The sequence below is a fragment of the Bifidobacterium sp. wkB344 genome (genome assembly GCF_003688305.1).
In the GTDB taxonomy this organism is placed as follows: Bacteria; Actinomycetota; Actinomycetes; order Actinomycetales; family Bifidobacteriaceae; genus Bombiscardovia; species Bombiscardovia mizhiensis.
The window spans coordinates 1-20353 of the sequence record NZ_NPOQ01000013.1; the positions used below are offsets into that span (position 1 = coordinate 1).

The following is a 20353-nucleotide window of genomic DNA, read 5'->3' on the forward strand; positions in this document are numbered from 1 at the left end:
GGCTGCCCTGGTCCTCGCGGATGGTGTAGTGGTAGTCGCCGGGCTGGTCCAGGGTCAGGTCGTTGAAGGCGATCCTGCCCTGGGCGTCGTTGGATGCCGAGCCCGCTTCATGGCCGGTCTGCCCGTCGTACAGGTGGAAGGTGAACTCCCCGGCTTTCAGGTCCCGGCCCTGCAGGTGCTTGGTGGCGGTGATGACGGGCTTGGCCGGCTTGGCCTGGTAGGTGTTGGTGAAGGTGGGGTTGTTGCCGTCGATGGTGGCTTGGAGCTGGCCTTGCTGGTCGTCGGTGACGTGGACGGTGATCCGGTGCGTCTTCTGGTCGTAGGTGATGCCGGGCAGGCTGCCCTGGGCCTCGCTCACGGAGTACGTGTAGTCGCCGGCCTCGGTCAGGGTCTGGTCGGGGAATGCGACGGTCCCGTCGGCCTTGTTGGATGCCTGGGCCGGCTTCCCGCCCTTGGTGTTCTGCAGGAGGAAGTCGAACTCCCCGGCTTTCAGGCCCCGGCCTTCCAGGTGCTTGAAGGCGGTGAGCCTGACCGTGGCCGGCTTGGCCTGGTAGGTGTTGGTGAAGGTGGTGTCCTTGCTGGTGACGGTGGCCTGGAGCTGGCCGTTGAGGTCGTCGGTGACGTGGACGTCGACCGTGGCCGCGTGCCGGTCGTAGGTGATGCCGGGCAGGCTGCCCTGGTCCTCGCGGATGGTGTAGTGGTAGTCGCCGGGCTGGTCCAGGGTCAGGTCGTTGAAGGCGATCCTGCCCTGGGCGTCGTTGGATGCCGAGCCCGCTTCATGGCCGGTCTGCCCGTCGTACAGGTGGAAGGTGAACTCCCCGGCTTTCAGGTCCCGGCCCTGCAGGTGCTTGGTGGCGGTGATGACGGGCTTGGCCGGCTTGGCCTGGTAGGTGTTGGTGAAGGTGGGGTTGTTGCCGTCGATGGTGGCTTGGAGCTGGCCTTGCTGGTCGTCGGTGACGTGGACGGTGATCCGGTGCGTCTTCTGGTCGTAGGTGATGCCGGGCAGGCTGCCCTGGGCCTCGCTCACGGAGTACGTGTAGTCGCCGGCCTCGGTCAGGGTCTGGTCGGGGAATGCGACGGTCCCGTCGGCCTTGTTGGATGCCTGGGCCGGCTTCCCGCCCTTGGTGTTCTGCAGGAGGAAGTCGAACTCCCCGGCTTTCAGGCCCCGGCCTTCCAGGTGCTTGAAGGCGGTGAGCCTGACCGTGGCCGGCTTGGCCTGGTAGGTGTTGGTGAAGGTGGTGTCCTTGCTGGTGACGGTGGCCTGGAGCTGGCCGTTGAGGTCGTCGGTGACGTGGACGTCGACCGTGGCCGCGTGCCGGTCGTAGGTGATGCCGGGCAGGCTGCCCTGGTCCTCGCGGATGGTGTAGTGGTAGTCGCCGGGCTGGTCCAGGGTCAGGTCGTTGAAGGCGATCCTGCCCTGGGCGTCGTTGGATGCCGAGCCCGCTTCATGGCCGGTCTGCCCGTCGTACAGGTGGAAGGTGAACTCCCCGGCTTTCAGGTCCCGGCCCTGCAGGTGCTTGGTGGCGGTGATGACGGGCTTGGCCGGCTTGGCCTGGTAGGTGTTGGTGAAGGCCGCCGTGTCTATCTTCTTGCCCTTGCTGTCAGTCCACTGCGCCTTGGCGGTACGTTGTAACTGAGCTGCATCGGTTGTCAAAGTGATGGTCAGGATTGCAGTGCTCTGATCATACGTCAGGCCAGGAATGGAGCCGGTTTCCTGGTGTATACGATACTCGTAGCTGCCATCGTCGGGCAGAGCAGACACGTTGACAGGCACCTGGGCATTTTTGTTGTCAGCGTCTATGGTGATTTGGCTGGGCAACGCTGCGGACGGTGCGCCATTCAGGGGCTCGGCAGTTAACGTGAATGAGTCTGAGTTGAGCCAGTTCCTGCCTTGGATCTGTACTTTGACTCCTGCAGACACTTCATTGGTGTCCATTGTTCCTGTCAAGCCACAGTTGTTGAAATCCAGGGATTGGCTGGCTGTGTCCACCATATCCTCGGCCTTCTGGAACTTAATATCCTTGATGACGGCGCCTTTCATGGCTCCGTCCTCCAGTATGTCGCTGGCTGAGGAGTTTTCGCTCGGGCTGGCTCCGCTGGCCTTTTGGATTGTCGTAGACAGGTGGGTCCAGTTCGTATTCGGAGCGGGGTCGAACCGCAGGTGAAATTGACCTGCCGGTATATTGGTCAGTTCGTACTTGCCCTGGGAATCAGATTTTGTGCTCAGATCATCATGTGGGGTGATGACCGACTTGGCGGGCTTGTCGTCAGTATCGTTGAGCAGGGTCACTTTGACATCTTTAAGCAGGATATCGTCCGAAGAGCGGGTGCCGTCCCCATCGACGTCGTACCATACGATGCCACTGATGGAACGTTGAACAACCATGGCCTGAGCTGGCATTTGGTTCAGTGCATTGCCCCAGCGATTCCGATAGAGGTCGCCGGAGGAGTTGTTTCCGGGATTTATATGGAAAGCAATGTCATAGCGGAATTGGTTGGGCTGCCCATCGATGATGAAGGCCCAGGCCACCACGTTTGCAGGCATTTTCACTTCGCCACTTGTTGTGTTGAAGTCAGCCTCGTCCCAAGAGAGGTATTCCTGGGATTGTATGGAACTCGTGTCATTGACCCGCCATCGAGAATCTGTGGTGTAGCGGATGGTGATTCCGCTCAGACTAGCCCCCGCCGAAGCTTTTACGTTCATATCGGCAAAAGTAGGTTCCCCGTGGAAGTCGGGTTTACCGCTTGTCTGTTTGTACGGCATGATGTCGATGGCATAGTGATGCTGCTTGCCACTGCCTGAGGTGCTGCTCAGCATGTTGGTGAAGCCGATTGGTGCACCGACTTCATTAGTGTCCTGTACGGCCGAGGTGGAAAGGGTGGTTGTGTTGGTCCGCCAAGCGTGGATGGTGAAGGAGTCGGCAGTCTTCAAGTATGTGTTGGGCTGGGACATATTCTGTTTTGACTGAACTGTGGCAGAGGTCGTCAGGTCTTCGTTGGAGCCGATGTCTTTGTTAGGGTCAGTCAGGTCACCCAGGGAGGTGGAGAAGTGGATGACGCGGTTGTTGCCGTCCACAGGGATGTTGGTCAATGTCCAGGACAGAGTGGTGATTCCGGTTCCGGGGTCCGTGCTCACTGATGGCTCACAGGCGGTTCCGCCCTCTATGTGGCCCATTTCAGGCGTGGCTTCCGTATATGTGCCACCCAATCGGGCGCTGCCGGGGATGTAGTGGAGCTTTGCCGGCAGTTTGTCGGTGATGTAGAGTTCGGTTTTGGCGCCCTTGTTGGCTTGGGAAGCTGAAGTGCCGGTGTTGATGGTTAGCCGCCAGTCAACGAACCGTTGATCGCTGTCTATGTCAAAGTATTCTTTGGGTTTGGAATTGGTGCTTGTTTGTGCCACGGCGTTGGAGATGGTGTTGGTTTCGCCGGCTACATAGAGGCTGTCCCCGTGTTCATTGCCGCCGGTGTCTCCGCCCAGGTAACCGTTTATTTGGTCATAGCTGGCCTTGGTATAGCCTCCGACCGACGTGGCTAAGACGGGAGGTTTGATTTTGGCCAGCTCGTAGGGGTTCTGCTGCTTGGCCCAGTCCTCCCATTCCTGATCGCTGGAGTTCTCGGGGCTTAACCCGGCCATAGCTGCTAATTGGCTGCGGGTGAAAGTGCGCGAAACTGATGTCAGCTGGGCTACCGAACTTACTTTGGCATCGGGGAGGACGTTGATCACAAATCCGCCGAAGCCGAATCGGGAATTCTCTTCGGCAAACTTGGAGGGCGCGGCGGTGTGCCCGCCCAGCAGCATGCCTACAACCGTGCCATGCTCCTTTGCATCCTTCTGCGTGCTATAAAAGTTCAGATCCTCTATGTCGGCATTGGCTTGCTCAGTGTCGTTTTTCCAGTCCTTTCCGTCGGGTTTGGTGGCGTACATGACCAGTTCCTGTGACGGGTGTTGATCGCTCGTTGGCTCGTATTTATCGTATTTGCCGTTCTGCCAGATGCCATTGACCCAGGGAATATTCAGACCTGCGGGGTCCGGCAGTCTAATGACCTTTGGGTCGATCTTGACCAAGGACATTCCCAGCAGAGGCAGATCGGCCTTACTGGTTTTGAAGTTGAAGCCGGCCGTTACCCGCACTTGGGTCCCTGCGACTGCTGAGTCGGTCCCCCGTCGGTTGTCAGGAGCATTCCACCACCCGCAGTCCACGCCGTCATCAAAATAGTTAGGAGCCGTCATGCAACTGTACTGAATGATGTTGCTGATGCCTGCCTTTATTGTGCTGGAGCCTAGCGTGAAGATGACGTTGTGCCACATGTCATCGTACTGGTCTGGTTGGTTTGACGTGTCCGTGGGGCCGGTGGCAGAGGGTAAAGACTGGTTTGATAGCGATTTCGCACTCAGGTTGCCGTCGTCGACCTTGCTCTGCAGGCTGAGACCGGTCTGTCCATAGTAGTTGGCCACGTCCTTGCCGCCGACAGTGGAGGGGTTGAAGACATACAGGTAACCAGTGGAGATTTCGGCCACTTCCTGTCGCGTGCAGTCAGTCGAGGCCAGGGCAGGCGTGCACTTGGCGTCTAGTGCATAGGTGTGTCCTAGGTAGGGGAAGGGGTCGTTGGTTTTATAGTCCTTCAAAGTCAGGTCCAGCCTGAGGCCCTGGCTGTTGCGCTGTTCAGCCACGGTGTATTGACCATTGCCTTGGACTTGGTCCTTCCCAGCCGTGCCACCCGTGGATCGGGCATAGCCATAGTTGCTGAGAGTGGGTCTCCAGCCCTGATCGCCGGTGTTGCGTCCGCTGTTGTTGAAGTCGCCGTCGATGGTGCCGATGTCCCAGAAGTAGGGTTGCAGATCCGCTATCTTCGGGTAGGCATCTCCGCCAGCGGTCTGCCACAAATTGCTCAGTGACAGGGAAAAGGTAATGGGGCCAGTGGGAACATCCAGACCCTTGAGGCCCTTGGTCCGATCGGGCCAACGCATGTCAACGGCCCAGTTGAACTTGCTGATGATCCCCTTGCGCTTACCCAGCTCATGGTTGGGGTAATTGCTGGCGGCTGGGGTGTTGAAGTCGAATGTTTGGTTGCCGGAGCCTTCATTGGTCCCGCCAGTGATTCGCAGGTTCAGATTAAGCTTGGCCGACACGGTGACCTGATCGGATGTGGCTGAAGCAGGATCGGTCTTGGTGGTGGTATTCGGAGCGCCCCAGGCTTGGACCTCGGGGGCGAATTTGCTGCCATTGGGCATGCTTCGGACCCGAAGGACCAGAGTGACGCTGGAGGATCCCGGAATAACGGTAGGCACATTCTGTGGGGCGGTGAGTAGCCTGTAAACGGTAAGCACCTGTGTCGGATGACCGTCGATAGTCTCTGTAGTTTGCTTTGGCTGGTATTCCGGTGTAGTGTCCACCCAGCCCATGGAATTCACATCAAAGGTGACCTGGTCCTCAGGCTGGCTCAGTCTGAATTGGAAGCCTATTCGGCCTCGGCGATAGCTGGTTGTCTCGCTTCGGGTATTTACGGCAAAAGAGTAGGTGTAGGACACCTTATCGAAAGTGCGCACTATGTCATTGTCTGCATCGTGGTCGTCGCCGGGATTGTTGTCGTTGTCGAAAGGAGCCGTGCCAGTGGAGCGGGATGCTTGGGACAGTGTGGTGACCACGGCGTCGTCGGTGTCCAGCATGTCCTTGATTGCCGATTTGGTGGTCGGCCCTGTGCTGGGTTGTATGGGCGCGGCCTGGTTCGGGGTGGTCGACTCCGACTTCTGAGTGGTTTGGGCTGCCCCGGACGCGGCGGTGCCTGACTGTGGAGTCGAGGTTTGGGTCGACGTGGACGATGTCTGCTGTGCTTGTGTCGTTGCAGATGTTGATGTGGAGGCGGTGGTCTGGGCATCAGCTGTCTGTCCACCATTGGCTATGGCCATAGTGGGTATTAACGTGGCCATAGCCAACAGGCCGGCCAGGACTTTTCCGCTCAAATTACCCTTTGCCACGTTTCTCCTTTTGAGCGCTGACGACCGACTGGGGCGTCGGGCCGGGGCATCCCCTTCAGATCATCCGGTCGACTGTCTACGATGGTTCTCGAGTCATTCGATACTAGCTTTACAGAATAGTATACAAAGTCATTGATTATAATTCCGCTATTGATATGCGCCTCCGGAGTAAAGGGTCAACTATGGACAGAACAGGGAGGTCTGCATGAGTGAACGGGATCATCGCGGGCGCTCGGTTGCCGATTTTCCGGGTCACGGAATGCGCGAGCGGTTGGCTGTCTACGGGTTCTTCATCATCATGGGCATCGGTACCTCGGCTTGGATTTCTCGACTGCCAACAGTCAAGGCCAGCCTCGGTCTGCAGCCCTCGGGCCTGGCTCTGATGACCATTCTGGGTGGCTGCGGCGCTCTGGTCGGCATGCTGATCTCGGGTGTATTGACTGATCGGCTGGGCGTGCGCCGGGCCATGCTGCTGGCAGCCTCCACCTGGTGCCTGGGCATGGTAATCGCGGCACTGGCTGTCACTCTGCGCTCAGTGCCCGGGGTGGTTTTGGGACTGCTCTTCAATTCGGCGGGGATCAGCCTCTGGGGAACGGTCAACACGGTCGAGGCGGGTGCAGTGGAGCGCTTCTCCTCTCGGTCCATAATGCCGCGGTTTCATGCCTCATATAGTTTGGGCATGTTTCTTGCCTTGGGACTGGGCTCGCTCCTGTCTCATCTGGGTGTGGCCATAGGTACGCACCTAGCAGTCAATGCGCTAGTCAGCCTGGCTCTGGTGATCGCCTGCGTTCTGCTCTGCCCGGCTCAGCCTCTAGGGGATTACAAGGGCGGCGCTGACGACCAACGTTCGGATCAGCAGGCGGGGTCGGAGTCAAAGCAATCGTCCGCCTTCGGCAAGCAGTTGGCTGCTTGGGGCGATGCACTGGTTCTTATGCTTGCTCTGATTAATGTGGCCCTGGAGGCCAGCGAGGGTGCTGTCAATGATTGGACTGGGATCGGCCTGGTCGATGCCTTCGGCGTCCCTGAGTCCCAAGCCGGTCTTGCTCCCACGATCTTCGCTGCAGCCATGATCGTCTCAAGGTTGCTGGGTACGCATCTGATCGAACGACTGGGGAACATGCGTTCGCTGGTCCTGACCCTTCTGGTCTCGGCTCTGGGCATCCTGGTCTATGCTCTTGCTCCCTCTTTCGTGTTGAGCCTTGTGGGCACTGGAATTTGGGGCGTCGGAGCTGCTCTGGGTGTACCTATCGTCACCACGCTGGCAACCAAGGATCCAGCTGTGGCAGCCCAGCGTGCTTCGGTCATCTCCACTGCCTACTACGGGGTCTCTTGGATCATTCCCCCGGCTATCGGGTTTCTGGCCGACCATACCGGTGTCAGGCCTGCTCTGTTGCCCTTGGCGCTCTTGCTGGCGGCGGTTACCCTCATGGTGCCCACGGTGTCCAGGCTCACTCGGGAATAACACCCTTTGGTTGGCAAAACTCTGCCAACCGGTTGTCGGGCGAAGCACAATCTTTGGGCAGATACTCGGATTCAAACAGCCGTTCCCAGATATTGCCGTACACGTCTGTGAATTTTATGGCCACAGCAGCCAGTCGACACCGGCCCTGAGGGTCGTCATCAGGTCAAATGGATGCCCTTCCCTGCTAGATTCTCCAGGCATTCCTGCAGATAGGCTACATCGTGTTCGGGGTAGATGGGATCTGTCAGCGGCTCTGCAGTTAAATCCTTATATGGCGGGCAATGCCTGCCGCGGTAGAGCGGGTCATACCAGGCAGGATCAGGATGGTAGCCGCGCTCGCGCATCGTTGCCATGACCAGCAGATGAAATTGAAAGAGCTTGTATGGAGAGTGGAGAAAGACATAGTCAACGGTGGCATGCCGTCGACCCCAGCCCAGTCCACGCAGGGCGGTGATCTCCCGATGCTGACCCAGCAGCTGCTGTCTGGGAAGCAGCCGAATCAGATCCTGATGCCACAGTCGCATGACGCCCCCCTCGTTGAGGGCATAAGTGAACCCCTCCTTCAGCCTAGCCGTTTGCATTGCTGTGAGGCGGACTGGCAGAAGAAGGGGGTTGGGCAATTCCTTACTGGAATTCCTTACTGGGCGATGAATCCACCGTCCACAACGAATTCGGCACCCAGCGCGAACTTGGATTCGTCGCTGGCCAGGTAGACGCAGATCTCGCCGATGTCCTGGGGCTCGCCGATGTGGCCCAGAGGTGTCAGCTTGCTCATCCTGTCTTCAAGGCTCTGGCTGATCAGAGGGGTCTTGATGAATCCAGGATGGACCGAGTTGATGCGAACACCGTAGTTGTTGTTGGCAGAATCCAGAGCGGCAGACTTGGTCAGCAGCCTGGTGCCGCCCTTGCTGGCGTTGTAGGCTCCAGCCCGGCTCAGGCCCACGAAGCCCTCGATGGAGGAGATGTTGATAATGGATCCGCCACGGCCTTTCATGACCCGCATGCCATGCTTGGTGCCCAGGAAGGTTCCGTTCAGGTTGATAGCGATGATCTTCTTCCAGTCATCGTAGCTTTCCTCGTCCATGGTGACGCCCTTGTCGCCGACGCCGGCGTTGTTGACCACGGTGGTCAGCTGGCCCAGCTCCTTTTCAACGGTGTCGATGGTGGAGACCCACTGGTCCTCGTCCGTCACGTCCAAGGTGTGGAAGACGACCTGCCCGGGGTGCTCCTGCATGAAGCTGCGGGAGGCATCGGTCTCCTTGATGTCGGTAAGGGCCACCTTGGCTCCCTCGCGGACGAAGCATTCGGCGATGCCTACGCCCATGCCGCCGGTTCCTCCGGTGATGATGGCTACCTTACCTTGTAGACGATCAGTCATATCCACTCCTTTATAGAGATGTGCTGTCATATTCCATCTTATGGGATGCCATGCCCATACTGATGGCTGCTGAATGTGCAATCTCAGGATGACACGTCTTCTACGCTAGGTATGTGGATCTGTGTTATTGCTTCGTTAAGTCTGCGGCCTGTATCTCGATGAGATTTTTTGACTACAAAGTGATGATTTATGACGCAAATCAAAATAATGGCAATTGTATTGTTCGCGAATTAGTTAAGAAAAAGGGCAGATATGTTTAGTTAATAATATATCAGCACCTATCTGCCTTTGTAGCTGTGAGCCATATGCTTGAAAACCGGCAATACGGAAATTACTAAAAATGGTTTCATGCGTACAGGCTGCCTTTCCTACGGCCATCAACCAATGGAAGAGAGCCAGTTGCCAGAGCTACTACCATGATCAGCGCGCTTAAGGTGAACAGTATGGCATATCCATGTGGCCGGTCAATAATTATTCCCCAGAGGATCGCTGCGACGGCTGAGGCTGCGGAACCGGCCATCTGTATGCGGGCATAAATCTCCGTATAATCCAAGGTGCCGAAGACCGATCGCGCCAACAGAGGTGTTTCGACCGTCGTGCAGGCATATACGAATCCAAATCCGAAAGAACCGAGCAGCAGCAGGATGCGGTGGGTGGGGAAAGCCCACATCAAAAAGATGCCTATTAGTCCGCTACTGATCCCAACTCCTAAACCAAGGACCACATTCCGGTCGTTGATGAATCCAAGTGTGATCTTGCCAATTGCTTGTCCGATCATGCAGGAGGAGGCGATCAGACCTGCCATGGCTGCCATGGAGGGAATGGATGCCGCATAGGAGGGCAGGAATTGGTAGACAGTCTGGTTCATGGTGATAAGTGCGCAGAATATCACCAAGGACCAGAAAGCCGGGGTACGCAGGGCCTGATGTGCTGTTATGCCCTTGTCCGTGGGTTTGGCTGCAGACTTATCTTCTTCTTCTTTGTTAATCGCCTTATCCGTTTGAGTATTGACTGGGGAGCGATCAGCCCCATATGGTTGCAGACCCAGATCCGATGGGTGTGAGCGAACGATGAATATGGTAAATGGAAGAGTGACGACCAGGATAATAATTCCAAAGGTCAAGTATCCACGTCGCCAACCGTCAGGTGCGGATTGGATGATCGAGTTGCCTAATTGGTTGAAAATAGCACCGCCTATACCTGTGAAGGCCATGCACAAACCTATATTGAATCCGATGCGCTTGCAGAACCATGCGTTGATCAAGGTGGGCACGGCTAGGTAAAGTACGGCCGGCATGCCCACGCCCATGACGAATCCACAGACGTAGAACTGCCAGATGGCTGTGGTACGGGACATTGCCAGACAGCCTAGACCCACCAAAAGAATGCTTGCGCTTAGCACAGCGCGCAGGTCAAATTTGCTCATCAGCCGTCCTGCTATAGGCAGGAAGAACACCATAGTGATGCTAAACAGGCTGAAGTAACCGGTGAACACAGCTTTAGGCACGTGGAAATATTGGCTGACAGGTGTGAAATATATTCCTGCGCAACTGCAAATCAGCGAGACTGGTACAGCGTTGAGTATGATGCCGGTCAAAACGATGAAGTACGGGTAGACGGCCTGCATCCGGGCAGATGATCGTGATGGTCGAGGCATGACCGCTGACCTTTCTTTCGCAGATAAGGGAAGAACAAATTACCAGGGATGATACCAGTATGTTGTTGCGGAATCTGCGATGAGGATGCCAATATGGGCACGAATTATCCTAATAGGATTTGTGGATGTCGAAGAGTGGCGAGAACTCAATAATCACCGTTTTGACGGCGGTATTGTATAGGAGTCATACCTACTTGATGTTTGAAGGTGTTGCATAGGATTGATATCGAGGAGAATCCGCACTGTTTGCGGATTTCGTCCAGGGAAAGATCGCTGTTCACAAGTAGGAATTTGGCCACATCGATACGTGAAGCCGTGATATATGCGTGAGGTGTCAGACCTGTTTGTTTTTTGAAGATACGGATGAAGTGGTACTCGCTCATATATGCCCGTTCGGCCAGTGAGCTCACCGTGAGCGACTGATTGAGATTATCGGCGATGTATGCTATCGAGTCATCGATGGTATGTGAGCGCTTTGCTGTGACTCCGGGCTTGTTCTCTACAGCAAATTCCGTAAGCAGATCAGTAATATGACGAGCCATCTCCGGTTCGGAGTATCCACCCTGATCCGTGGCCATATCGTGGATCTCACGCAACTGAGTCCGAGCATATGAAGGGTTGCGAAGGGTGATTACATTTCCAAGTTTAGCTGTAATCAAGTCATAATACGGTCGTGCTGTTATTCCGTCGAAGTGCATCCACAATACATCCGTTTTGGTGTCAGTCCCATAACGATGACGGGAATAGCAGTCAACGAGAACGAATTGATCAGCCACGGCCCGCAAATGACCTACAGGCAGATCCAAATCCATGGATCCTGAGAGCACTAGCATGACGAGAAAACTGTCAAAGGAGCGGCGATCAAGGCGATAGCCGGGCTGGTAGCTGAATAGGCCAGACCTAAGCAGGTAAAGAAATGTACGCCGAGCTGTGGCCGAAGGAATCCGCATGACGAAGTCCGACTTGGCCAAGTCGATGAAGTGCTCGGCGGGTTTCATGATTACTGTTCCTCTTTGTCCATATTCCTTAACGATATGCTATAAGTCCAGCCGCTAGGTGGGTAAGGATGATGGCAGGAACCGTGCGGCATGGTCCCTGCCATCGTCAAAATGCCCGTGTAGGGTCCCAGTTTCAGTTCTCGCTCATGTCTTCTAGCGCCACGCCACTGGTCTCAGGCAGGGCCTTGGTGACCAGAAGGAAACCTACGACGCCGAAAAGGGCGAAGATCACATAGGACCAGCCCAAGCCAATCCCGTCACGCATGGAGGGGAACACCCAGTTGCAGGCGGCTGAAGCTATCCAGCAGAAGAAAGTCGCCACTGACACTCCTATGGCACGGATAGAGTTTGGCAGCACTTCGGAGATGACGACCCACATGCCTGGTGCCCAGGTAGCGGAATAGCAGAACCAGAATACATTGGCTACGATCAGCAAGAACCAGGCCCAGCCCGTGGTCACATTCACTTCACCGTTGACCACCTTGCCGGTGAAGAACCCTACGGCCATAAGCGCCAGACCAATGGTCATGGTTACGGAGCCAATGGTTAGCAGCTTGCGCCGACCGATCTTGTCGATGTAGGCCATGCCGATCATGGTGGCAATCAGAGCGAAGATCGTGCGAATGAACGACATATGCAATGCGCTTTGCTCGGAGAATCCGACCATCTGCCACATGGACGAATCGTAGAACATGATAACGTTCGTCCCTTGGAGTTGCTGTAGCATGGCTACTCCGATTGCCACCCACATAACCTTGCGCAATCCGAAGCAATCGCCCCTCAGATCAGACAAGCGTGCCGGACGTTCGAGCATGGTTCCACGTATTTCCCGAACCTTGTCGTCGGGATCGGGCTCGCCTGTGATTTCGGAGAGGATAGTCCTGGCTTTCTCGTTCTGCCCTTTCATCACCAGATATCTCGGGGACTCCGGGAGCATCAGTGCCACCACGAACATAAGTATGCCCGGCAGAGCCATAGTCATCAGCATCCATCGCCAAGCCGCCAGACCCAGCCACCAGGTCTTTTCGGCACCGCCTGCGCCCATGGCATACAGATCATTGAGGCCTAAAGCTGCAATTTGTCCAAGAACGATGGCGAACTGTTGCATGGAACCTAGCATGCCGCGCAGATTCTGAGGAGCGATTTCCGAGATGTACGAAGGGCCGATGACAGAGGTGAAGCCGACTCCGATTCCTCCTAGGAATCTGAATATGAAGAACACCCAAACGTTGCTTGTCAGGCCCGATACCAGGGCGCAGGCCACGAAAAGTATGGATGCGCCGATAAGAACCTTGGTGCGACCGTAGCGATCGGCGAGTTTGCCGGCAAACCAAGCTCCTACAGCGCAGCCGACGAGCGCCGATGAAACAGTGAATCCGGACATGAAGCCTGTGACGCCGAATCCGGAATCCGGACTGGTCAGTGCCTTGACGGCGCTGTTGATGACGGATGTGTCGTAGCCGAACATAAATCCGCCGACGGCAGCGGCAGCGCAAACGATAATGAGTTTGATCTTATTGCCGTTGGATAAGCCTTTTGCCGGCGGTATACCGGTTTTAGTTGGATGAGACATGTGAGAAACTTCTTTCTATCTTGTTGACGGGTCTCTGTTGTTTCAGGAGATGATGCTCGTTCGGTAGCAGATCCTGGCGGCAAAAATGTCGCCTGCTCTTAAGATGGGTTTTATGGGGTTGTCGCTGTTGATGGCGTTGGGTACAAATTCGCATTCAAGCGCTATGCCCTCCCTGGGCCCATAGCAGTGGCCATCCCTAGCTCGGGTGTTGCTCAGATAGTCACCGGTGTACATCTGGATTGCGGGCAGATCGGAAAAGACGTCGAGCCGAATGCCGGTTTTCGCGCTGGTTAGCGTGGCCATATGGTCGAACTCTCGAGGGCTTTTGTTGATCGGGTAGGCATGGTTGTAGCCGTGCCCAAGCCTGATCTGATCGAAAGTCGGATCGCGACGCTTACCGATGTTGCAGGATTTCCTGAAATCCATCGGAGTATCGGCCACGGCCTGTCGAGAGCCTGTTGGGATGGCATCCTCACTGATGATGGGGCAGAACGTATCTGCATTTATCTGCAGTGTGTGATCCAGAATATTGCCAGATCCGTCGCCATCCAGGTTGAAGTAGGCATGATTGGTGAGATTGCATATGGTGTCTGCATCCGTGGCGCCTTCGAAGGTTATTTCGAGTCCGTCATCCTGAAGCCTGTAGCATACCGTGATCGACATGGCTCCTGGAAAGCCTTGATCGCCGTCTGGGGTATCCATCCTCAAGGTGACATGCCGGTCGTCGTACGAATCAGTCGTCCAAAGTCGGTGCTCGTAACCATCGGGGCCGCTGTGGTTGTTATTTTTGCCGTCGTTCGCTGCTAATCGGTATGTGCGTCCATTCAGCTGGAACTGAGCATTAGATATCCTGTTGGCATTGCGTCCGATGATGGCACCCAGACAACAGGTGTCAGCGCAATAGCTCGCTAAATCCGAGCACCCCAAGACGATTTGTCTAAGATCTCCGGCACTGTCCGGGGTGAGGAAAGAGACAAGCCGCGCTCCGTAATCGGTGATTGTTGCCGATTGTCCCTGTCCATTTTGGAGCCTAAATAGGTGTGCGGCTCTATCATCGTCTAATCTGCCGAATTCGTCGGCCGACATGTCCGCTGCCTTCATGCTGTCGCCTTAGTTGCAGCAGAACTGTTCATCAATATATGCCGATGGGACAGTTCGTCGCTAAATAGGTTGACCTGGATGTGGCTAGGATCTTCGGACATAGCTTTGGCAAGCAGATCCGACGCCTTTTGCGCCTTGCCCAATCCGATGTTGGCTAAAGCCATGACATACAAGCAATGAATGTGGTTCATTCTTGTGTAATCTTTGTCATAGATTACGAAGTCGGGAAGGGATACTGCGAAGTATTCTATAGCTGCTTGATCGTTCAGGTGCTGTTCGCCGAAGTCCAGCAGGCGGTAGAACCTGGCATTGGCAGGTCCGTGTTCACCCAGTGCATCATGTGCCAGACCCTGGTACAGGATCATTTCTGCAGGCTGGTCGTTATAGAACATTGCCCCCTTGACTTCGTCCGGTCCGATGGTCGCCTGACGGAATTGAGCCTTTGCCGCTTCATCATGACCCATGTGTGCTTCGACCAGGCCCAAGAGATAATGCAGATCGTTGTCTTTCTGCCCTTCGAGCTTGCCCTCGCCCAGATTTTCTGGATAGGACTGGGCCTTGGTCAGCAGATCCTTAGCTGTTTGCCAGTCTTTGGCGTTCATTGCGTCCTTTGCCATGAGCATCAGACTGATGCGGTATTGAGCTGTGATCTTTCCTTCTCCGCCTTCCCAAGGATGGAAATGCCGTTTGCCCATCAGTTCATAGGCTTCGCGATAATTGCCGGTCATGTTGAGCACTGTCAGATACTCGATGTACAAGTCATCGCGCTCCTGAACGGCGTTGAGATTGCGGCGGTATTCGACCAGACGCTGGCTGTAGGTCCATCCAAGCATCCGGCGGAGTTGATCCAGTTCCAGGAAGATGCTGGAATCGGTCGGATCGAGGCTGAAGGCCTTTTCCATCTGCTCTAGGGCGCCGGCTTCATCATGTCGCTTGTTATAGTATGCCAAGGATAAATTGCGGTGGACAGTGGGGAAGTTCGGATCGTTCTGAGCACTGGTCTGCCATAGCTCGATAGCCCTGTCTGATTGGAGCTTGTCGTAATAAAGGCATCCCAGATAGTAAGGTGCCTTGGCGTTAGCGCCCATCTTCATCGCGGCCTGAAGGACCTGAATATCGTCCAAGGTGTTAGGGAAGCAGCAGTAGCTGTCGTCTTCCTCGCCTTTCAGAACAGCTTCCTTGGCTTGGTCGGGACGATCCATGGCTGCCAGATAATAGCCTTTGTAGTAGTCCAGCATCGGATCCTGGCCTTTGGCTTGGTTCAGCATGGCCAAGGCTTCATCATAGGCTCCGAAAGACGCATATTCGCGAGCTGCCTTGATGTGGTTCTTTGTGAATCCTCGGGTCAGATCCAAATCGTGTTTATTGCCTGTGGTCAGGTAGTGTTCGTAGCGTGAGACGAAGTCGAATGCATCCAAGGTGAGGTTCTTCTCCACCTGGCTGGCGGCCTCGTCTGTTCTGCCCAACTTGCGCAACAAGTAGGCTTTGAGCCCTCTAGCCCTGATGTTCTCAGAGTTCTTCACCAGGCTTCTATTGACGAAGTCCAAGGATTGAGACCAGTTGCCGCGGCGTGCGCTGATTGCGGCGAGATAGAAGAAGCCCATTTCTTGTTGGGAATCATCCCAGGTCGACTTGTAAAAGGCATCGTAGGCCTGATCTTCCAGTCCCAGATACCAATTAGCCAGGCCGAGATTGAAGTACGGTTCTGAATCATAGGGGTTGGGGTTACGGCTGGTTATGCGGTCGATGGCCTTTTGGAAATGTTCCTTTGCTTTTTCGAACACGCCGCGTCGTAGCAGAAGCAGGCCATAGGCATTGTTGATCCTGGCATCGCCGGGATCGCGTTGCAGTCCTTCCAGATAGTAGGGATCGGGACGATATGTGGCATGGCGGTATTGTTCAAGATGGGTGCCGATGAGGAATAGCTCCTCATTGGTGGCGACATCGCTCGGTTTGGGTGCAGCTTTTGCGGGGCTGGGCAGTTTGTCGATAGTATCCGGTTCCGGAGTGTAAGAGACGAGTTCCTTACCGGTGTCTTGGTCGGTGACCGATACGGTCATGTCTGTGGGAGCCGTCCCGTGAGTGTCGAACTCTTCAGTGAGGATATTGACGGGGCTCAGTAGAGTGGTTCGTTCGAGTAGGGTTTCGCCTTTACGATTCGTGACCTTGACCAGACCATGATCTATACGGTGCGTGGCGTACACGGTTACCCGGCCCTGCCCATCCGACAAGCCGCTGCCGTCGACGCCTTCGGTTTCTCCCGCGGCTTTCGCAGGATCAACAGGGCCAAACTCCATGTTCACAGCAGCATCTAATGTGGCGTTTTTAACCAGACCACAGGCTTTATACGGCATGAAATACTGGGTGAAACGTTTGGTTTCGAAAGGCTTGAGCCAGCTGAAATCCGGCTGGTTGTCAGTGAATACACCGGTCATGAGTTCGGCATAGGGCCCATTGTCATCGGTCAGGTTCCGATCCCAGGCATGTCCAAAATCACCGCTACCCCAGACCCACTGCTTCTTGCCGGGACTGATGTGGTGGTCGGCATAATGCAGGATGCCGGCTTGAGCTGCGTAATCGTATCCGCCAACGAAGTCGTACTTGCTTCCAGCAGCCATGTAGGAGGTAGGAACGGGGACGTTCTTGTACCTACCAATGTCCACGCCTTCCGAATAGTCATGCTTGTAATAAGTGCCCGTGGCGATAGGATATCTGCTCACGTCGCGTTTGCCGTGATCCATCACCGCTGTTACATCCGGAGGCATGACCGTCTTGGTGTGGGCGTTGACAGATACGGCCGGGTTAGCCCACCAAAGGAAAGTCTGGGGAAGGCTTGTGCCATTGTAGAGATCTCCTGTGATGGCTATGTACGCCTTACCTGGATAGAGGGCGATTGTAGTGACGACCTCGGTGCCGTACATCTGGTCGACATCATGGCATTGGACTCCCTTGCCGCCATTGGCGAGGTCGACAAGACGGTAATCGACTGGACTGAAAGTAGTGGGGCGATGGTGCTGAGGCCAGTTAAATTCGATGCCTCCCGAGATCCACGGTCCCGTAAGGCCGACCAGTGCAGGCTTTATAACATCGTTTCGGTAGACGAAATCGTACCCGTTGGTCTTATCCTGGGCATATTGGATTCTGCCCCCTAGTTCGGGGAGCACCGTTACCTTGATATATTCATTCTCAATGATGACAGCTTTGTATGACTTGTCTTCCTTGGTGTCTTTGATAGAAGTGATTACCGGGTATGGATAGACCTTGCCCGAGGATCCCTGATAGACGCGTTTTTCAATAAATTGAGGATTCTTATCCGGTTTGCCGACTCCGTAGGTGGGAATGACCAAGGTGGTGTCCGAAATTTTGACCTGTCCGGTTGACGACATTACCTGCTCCTTTGTCTTTTAAGGTTATGTCTGGGGGAGTCGAGCGGCCCGAAGCAGCTCCGATGCTGTCTCCTTACGTCTCACACTAAGGCTGGATATTTGGGTTGCGACCAGTAAAATTGTCCTCTTATTTCGGATTCTTGCTCTTACTAGGAGGATTTGTGGCCTCGTGCCGGTTCGGTCTGTCGATTCTGAAATCACAGACTCTGATAGGTAAGTCACAGGCGGCCCACTTTTAACTTGCACTTCCAGCGGCTCGAGGTTGTACCATCAGGCCGATTGAAGATCAAGGAAAGGTGGGACTGCTATGACAGTTGCAGATAAGACAGTGTTGATTACCGGAGCTTCGTCCGGTATCGGGGAGGCCACAGCGAGGCTGTTGGCGCAGCGAGGGGCCAAGGTGGTGCTGGGCGCTCGCCGCAAGGATCGGCTGGATACAATCGTCAACGACATCGTTCAGGCCGGTGGCCAGGCGGTCGCCATGGCTCTGGATGTGACCGATCGACGGGCCAACAAGGACTTCGTGGCTTTCGCCAAGAAGCAGTTCGGCGGGGTGGACGTGGTATTCCTCAACGCTGGGCTCATGCCTAACTCGCCCTTGTCGGCTCTGCATGTGGACGAGTGGGACAGGACCATTGACGTCAACCTGAAAGGTGCACTGTACGGCATTGCTGCGGCCCTGCCGGAGTTCATCGGGCAGCGACATGGTCAGTTCATCGCCACCTCTTCGGTGGCTGGACTCAAAGCCTATACTGGCGGGGCGGTCTATGGGGCAACCAAGTGGGGTCTGCGTGATCTGATGGAGGTGCTCAGGATGGAGTCCGCCCAGGAGAGGACGCATATTCGTACCTCTACCATTTATCCGGCGGCCATTAAGACTGAACTACTGGAGACCATCACAGACAAGCAAACCCTGGCTGATATGAACAAGACCTACGACAGCTACCAGATTGATCCCGAGCGGGTGGCTCAGGTGGTGGCCTTTGCCATTGATCAGCCTGAGGATACCAATGTATCGGAATTCACCGTAGGCCCCACCATCCAGCCCTGGTGAATTCCTCTGTCGTTGCCTTCAGTCGCCGTTGGAGGGAATAAGACGAATGCCGGCTTGGGCCATGGCCTTTCGAGCCTCAACGCCCTGATCCTCGCTGACCGGGACTGTCAGATCCTCGAAGACCGTGACTTGGTAGCCCAGATTCGCGGCATCCAAGGCCGTTTCCTTGACGCAGTGCGATTCGGCGATGCCGACTACATCCACTTGGTCGACGCCAGCTTGCGCCAAGGCATCGGCCAGGGTAACCCCTGATGACTTGGCCGCAGCGAATTCCTCCCTGCTCTGGATCCGATCAGTGTTGTCTTCGATGCCTTCGAATCCAGAGTAAGCGGCGGAATACTGACCTTTTTTGAAGTGATGGGCGATGCCCAGCTCCCGAATTCTGGGATGCAGCTCCGCCCCGGGCGAGCCCGCTACGCCGTGTTTGGGCCAGGTGTCCACGAAATCCGGGTGATCGGACCAGTGAGATCCAGGCTCGATGTGCCAATCCTGGGTGGTGGCCATGTAGGCGTAGTCCCTGGCATGGTCGTGGACATAGTCAGCGATTTTGCCAGCTGTGGCGTTGCCTCCCTCGACTCCCAGTTCACCTCCTTCGCAGAAGGTCGGTTGAACATCCACGACAATCAAAGCCTTGGACATGGTGATCACTCCCTTGGTCGATGCTGACGGTAGGCAGAGGGAATACCGGTTGAAGCTCTACATGTATTCCTCTTATATACCAGTCTAATTCCCGCAAATACATCGCTCCTTCCGCTTGAGTGGATGTGGACAAATACGGCGGCAAATCAGCATCTTGTGGACATGATGATAAAGGAGGCAGCAAGGGTGATCAGACGTGGTTGTGCGAGGCGGATTCATACGGACTTTTGGGGTGTTTGCTTGGTATCCTAAATGCCAGGATTGTACGGGGTGATAGCTGGTGCTTACCGGCTGTTCCTTCCGTACGATAACGGAGCGAGCATCGTTCCAAGTGAGGAGATGCGGGTATGAGGATCAATGAGTTCGGACAGCCCGTTGGTGATGCGGTTTCGTTTGCAGGGGCCATGATGCCGGAGCCTGTCAACTTGACTGGCAGGACCGTTCTGGTAGTGCCCTTGGAAGAAAACCAAAGTGATGCCTTCTATGAGCGGATTTTCGGTCCGGATTGTGACGAAGCCATCATGACCTATAGCACCCACGACCTCTACCCTGATAGGCCAGCATTCGACTCAGACTTCGCATCTATGATCGCAAGCCGGGATCCACTCTTCTTTGCTATTCTCCGCAAGCCGTCTGCACCTGAATTTGGTGTCGGTCAGTCTGCAGGTGGGAAGGACGCTGATATGAGCCAACATATCAAGCTTCATGATTCGTCGGATCTGTTGGGCATGTATGCTTTGATGCGGATTCGGGCGGATATGGGAAGCGTCGAGATGGGACACGTTATCTATACCCCAGAGTTGCAAAAAAGCAGGCAGGCTACCGAGGCCCAGTATCTGATGGCTCGGCATGTCTTTGAGGACCTGGGCTATCGCCGATACGAGTGGAAGTGCGACAGCCTCAATGCGCCCTCCCGGGCGGCAGCGCTGAGGCTGGGATTCAAGGCTGAAGGCCGGTTCAGAAACGATATGGTCTACAAGGGTCGAACTCGGGATACGGATTGGTTTTCCATAACTGATAGTGAATGGCCGGCCGTAAAAGAGCGGTTGGAGACCTGGCTGGATGATGACAATTTCGACCAGCAGGGCAGGCAGAAGCGCCGCCTGCAGGACTGCTGAACCATTGCTG

At 55.4% G+C, this 20353-nt stretch carries 12 protein-coding genes; 3 read left to right on the plus strand and 9 right to left on the minus strand.

The window, feature by feature from the left end:
- The coding region (locus CI601_RS03510; protein WP_147437934.1) for a Spy0128 family protein at positions 1–5977 on the minus strand (5977 nt) is incomplete at its 3' end.
- A gap of 205 nt (positions 5978–6182) precedes the next feature.
- Here CI601_RS03510 and CI601_RS03515 point away from each other — a divergent pair.
- Positions 6183–7439 carry a sugar MFS transporter gene (locus CI601_RS03515; RefSeq protein ID WP_121914315.1) on the plus strand — a complete coding sequence of 419 codons (1257 nt, stop codon included), beginning with the start codon at positions 6183–6185 and terminating at the stop codon, positions 7437–7439.
- Between the two features lie 158 nt (positions 7440–7597).
- Here CI601_RS03515 and CI601_RS03520 read toward each other — a convergent pair whose 3' ends face one another.
- The 7 genes from CI601_RS03520 to CI601_RS03550 form a co-directional block, all read right to left on the minus strand.
- Complete coding sequence (locus CI601_RS03520; RefSeq protein WP_121914316.1) at positions 7598–7963, minus strand: TIGR02328 family protein; 366 nt, start codon at positions 7961–7963, stop codon at positions 7598–7600.
- Positions 7964–8076: 113 nt separating this feature from the next.
- Entirely contained in the window at positions 8077–8817 is a 741-nt protein-coding gene (locus CI601_RS03525) for an SDR family oxidoreductase (RefSeq protein WP_121914317.1), read from the minus strand.
- 346 nt (positions 8818–9163) lie between these two features.
- Complete coding sequence (locus CI601_RS03530) at positions 9164–10444, minus strand: MFS transporter (protein ID WP_259465299.1); 1281 nt, start codon at positions 10442–10444, stop codon at positions 9164–9166.
- Positions 10445–10620: 176 nt separating this feature from the next.
- The gene (locus CI601_RS03535; RefSeq protein ID WP_121914319.1) at positions 10621–11472 is read right to left on the minus strand and encodes an AraC family transcriptional regulator; all 852 of its coding nucleotides are present in this window, start codon (positions 11470–11472) and stop codon (positions 10621–10623) included.
- Positions 11473–11605: 133 nt separating this feature from the next.
- The gene (locus tag CI601_RS03540; protein WP_121914320.1) at positions 11606–13045 is read right to left on the minus strand and encodes a sugar porter family MFS transporter; all 1440 of its coding nucleotides are present in this window, start codon (positions 13043–13045) and stop codon (positions 11606–11608) included.
- Positions 13046–13087: 42 nt separating this feature from the next.
- A complete protein-coding gene (locus tag CI601_RS03545) occupies positions 13088–14146 on the minus strand; it encodes an aldose epimerase family protein (RefSeq protein ID WP_121914321.1) in 1059 nt (352 codons plus the stop codon).
- On the minus strand, positions 14143–17532 hold the full coding sequence (locus CI601_RS03550; RefSeq protein ID WP_121914322.1) for a DUF5107 domain-containing protein: 3390 nt from the start codon (positions 17530–17532) through the stop codon (positions 14143–14145). The genes CI601_RS03545 and CI601_RS03550 overlap by 4 nt, the downstream gene beginning before the upstream one ends.
- Before the next feature lie 307 nt (positions 17533–17839).
- Here CI601_RS03550 and CI601_RS03555 point away from each other — a divergent pair, with 307 nt between their 5' ends.
- The gene (locus CI601_RS03555) at positions 17840–18586 is read left to right on the plus strand and encodes an SDR family oxidoreductase (RefSeq protein ID WP_121914323.1); all 747 of its coding nucleotides are present in this window, start codon (positions 17840–17842) and stop codon (positions 18584–18586) included.
- A gap of 18 nt (positions 18587–18604) precedes the next feature.
- Here the strand turns inward: CI601_RS03555 and CI601_RS03560 are convergent, their stop codons facing one another.
- On the minus strand, positions 18605–19225 hold the full coding sequence (locus CI601_RS03560) for an isochorismatase family protein (protein WP_121914324.1): 621 nt from the start codon (positions 19223–19225) through the stop codon (positions 18605–18607).
- 347 nt (positions 19226–19572) lie between these two features.
- Here CI601_RS03560 and CI601_RS03565 point away from each other — a divergent pair, with 347 nt between their 5' ends.
- Positions 19573–20343, plus strand: coding sequence for a GNAT family N-acetyltransferase (locus CI601_RS03565; RefSeq protein ID WP_121914325.1), 771 nt, complete (start codon positions 19573–19575; stop codon positions 20341–20343).
- Positions 20344–20353 lie beyond the last annotated feature (10 nt).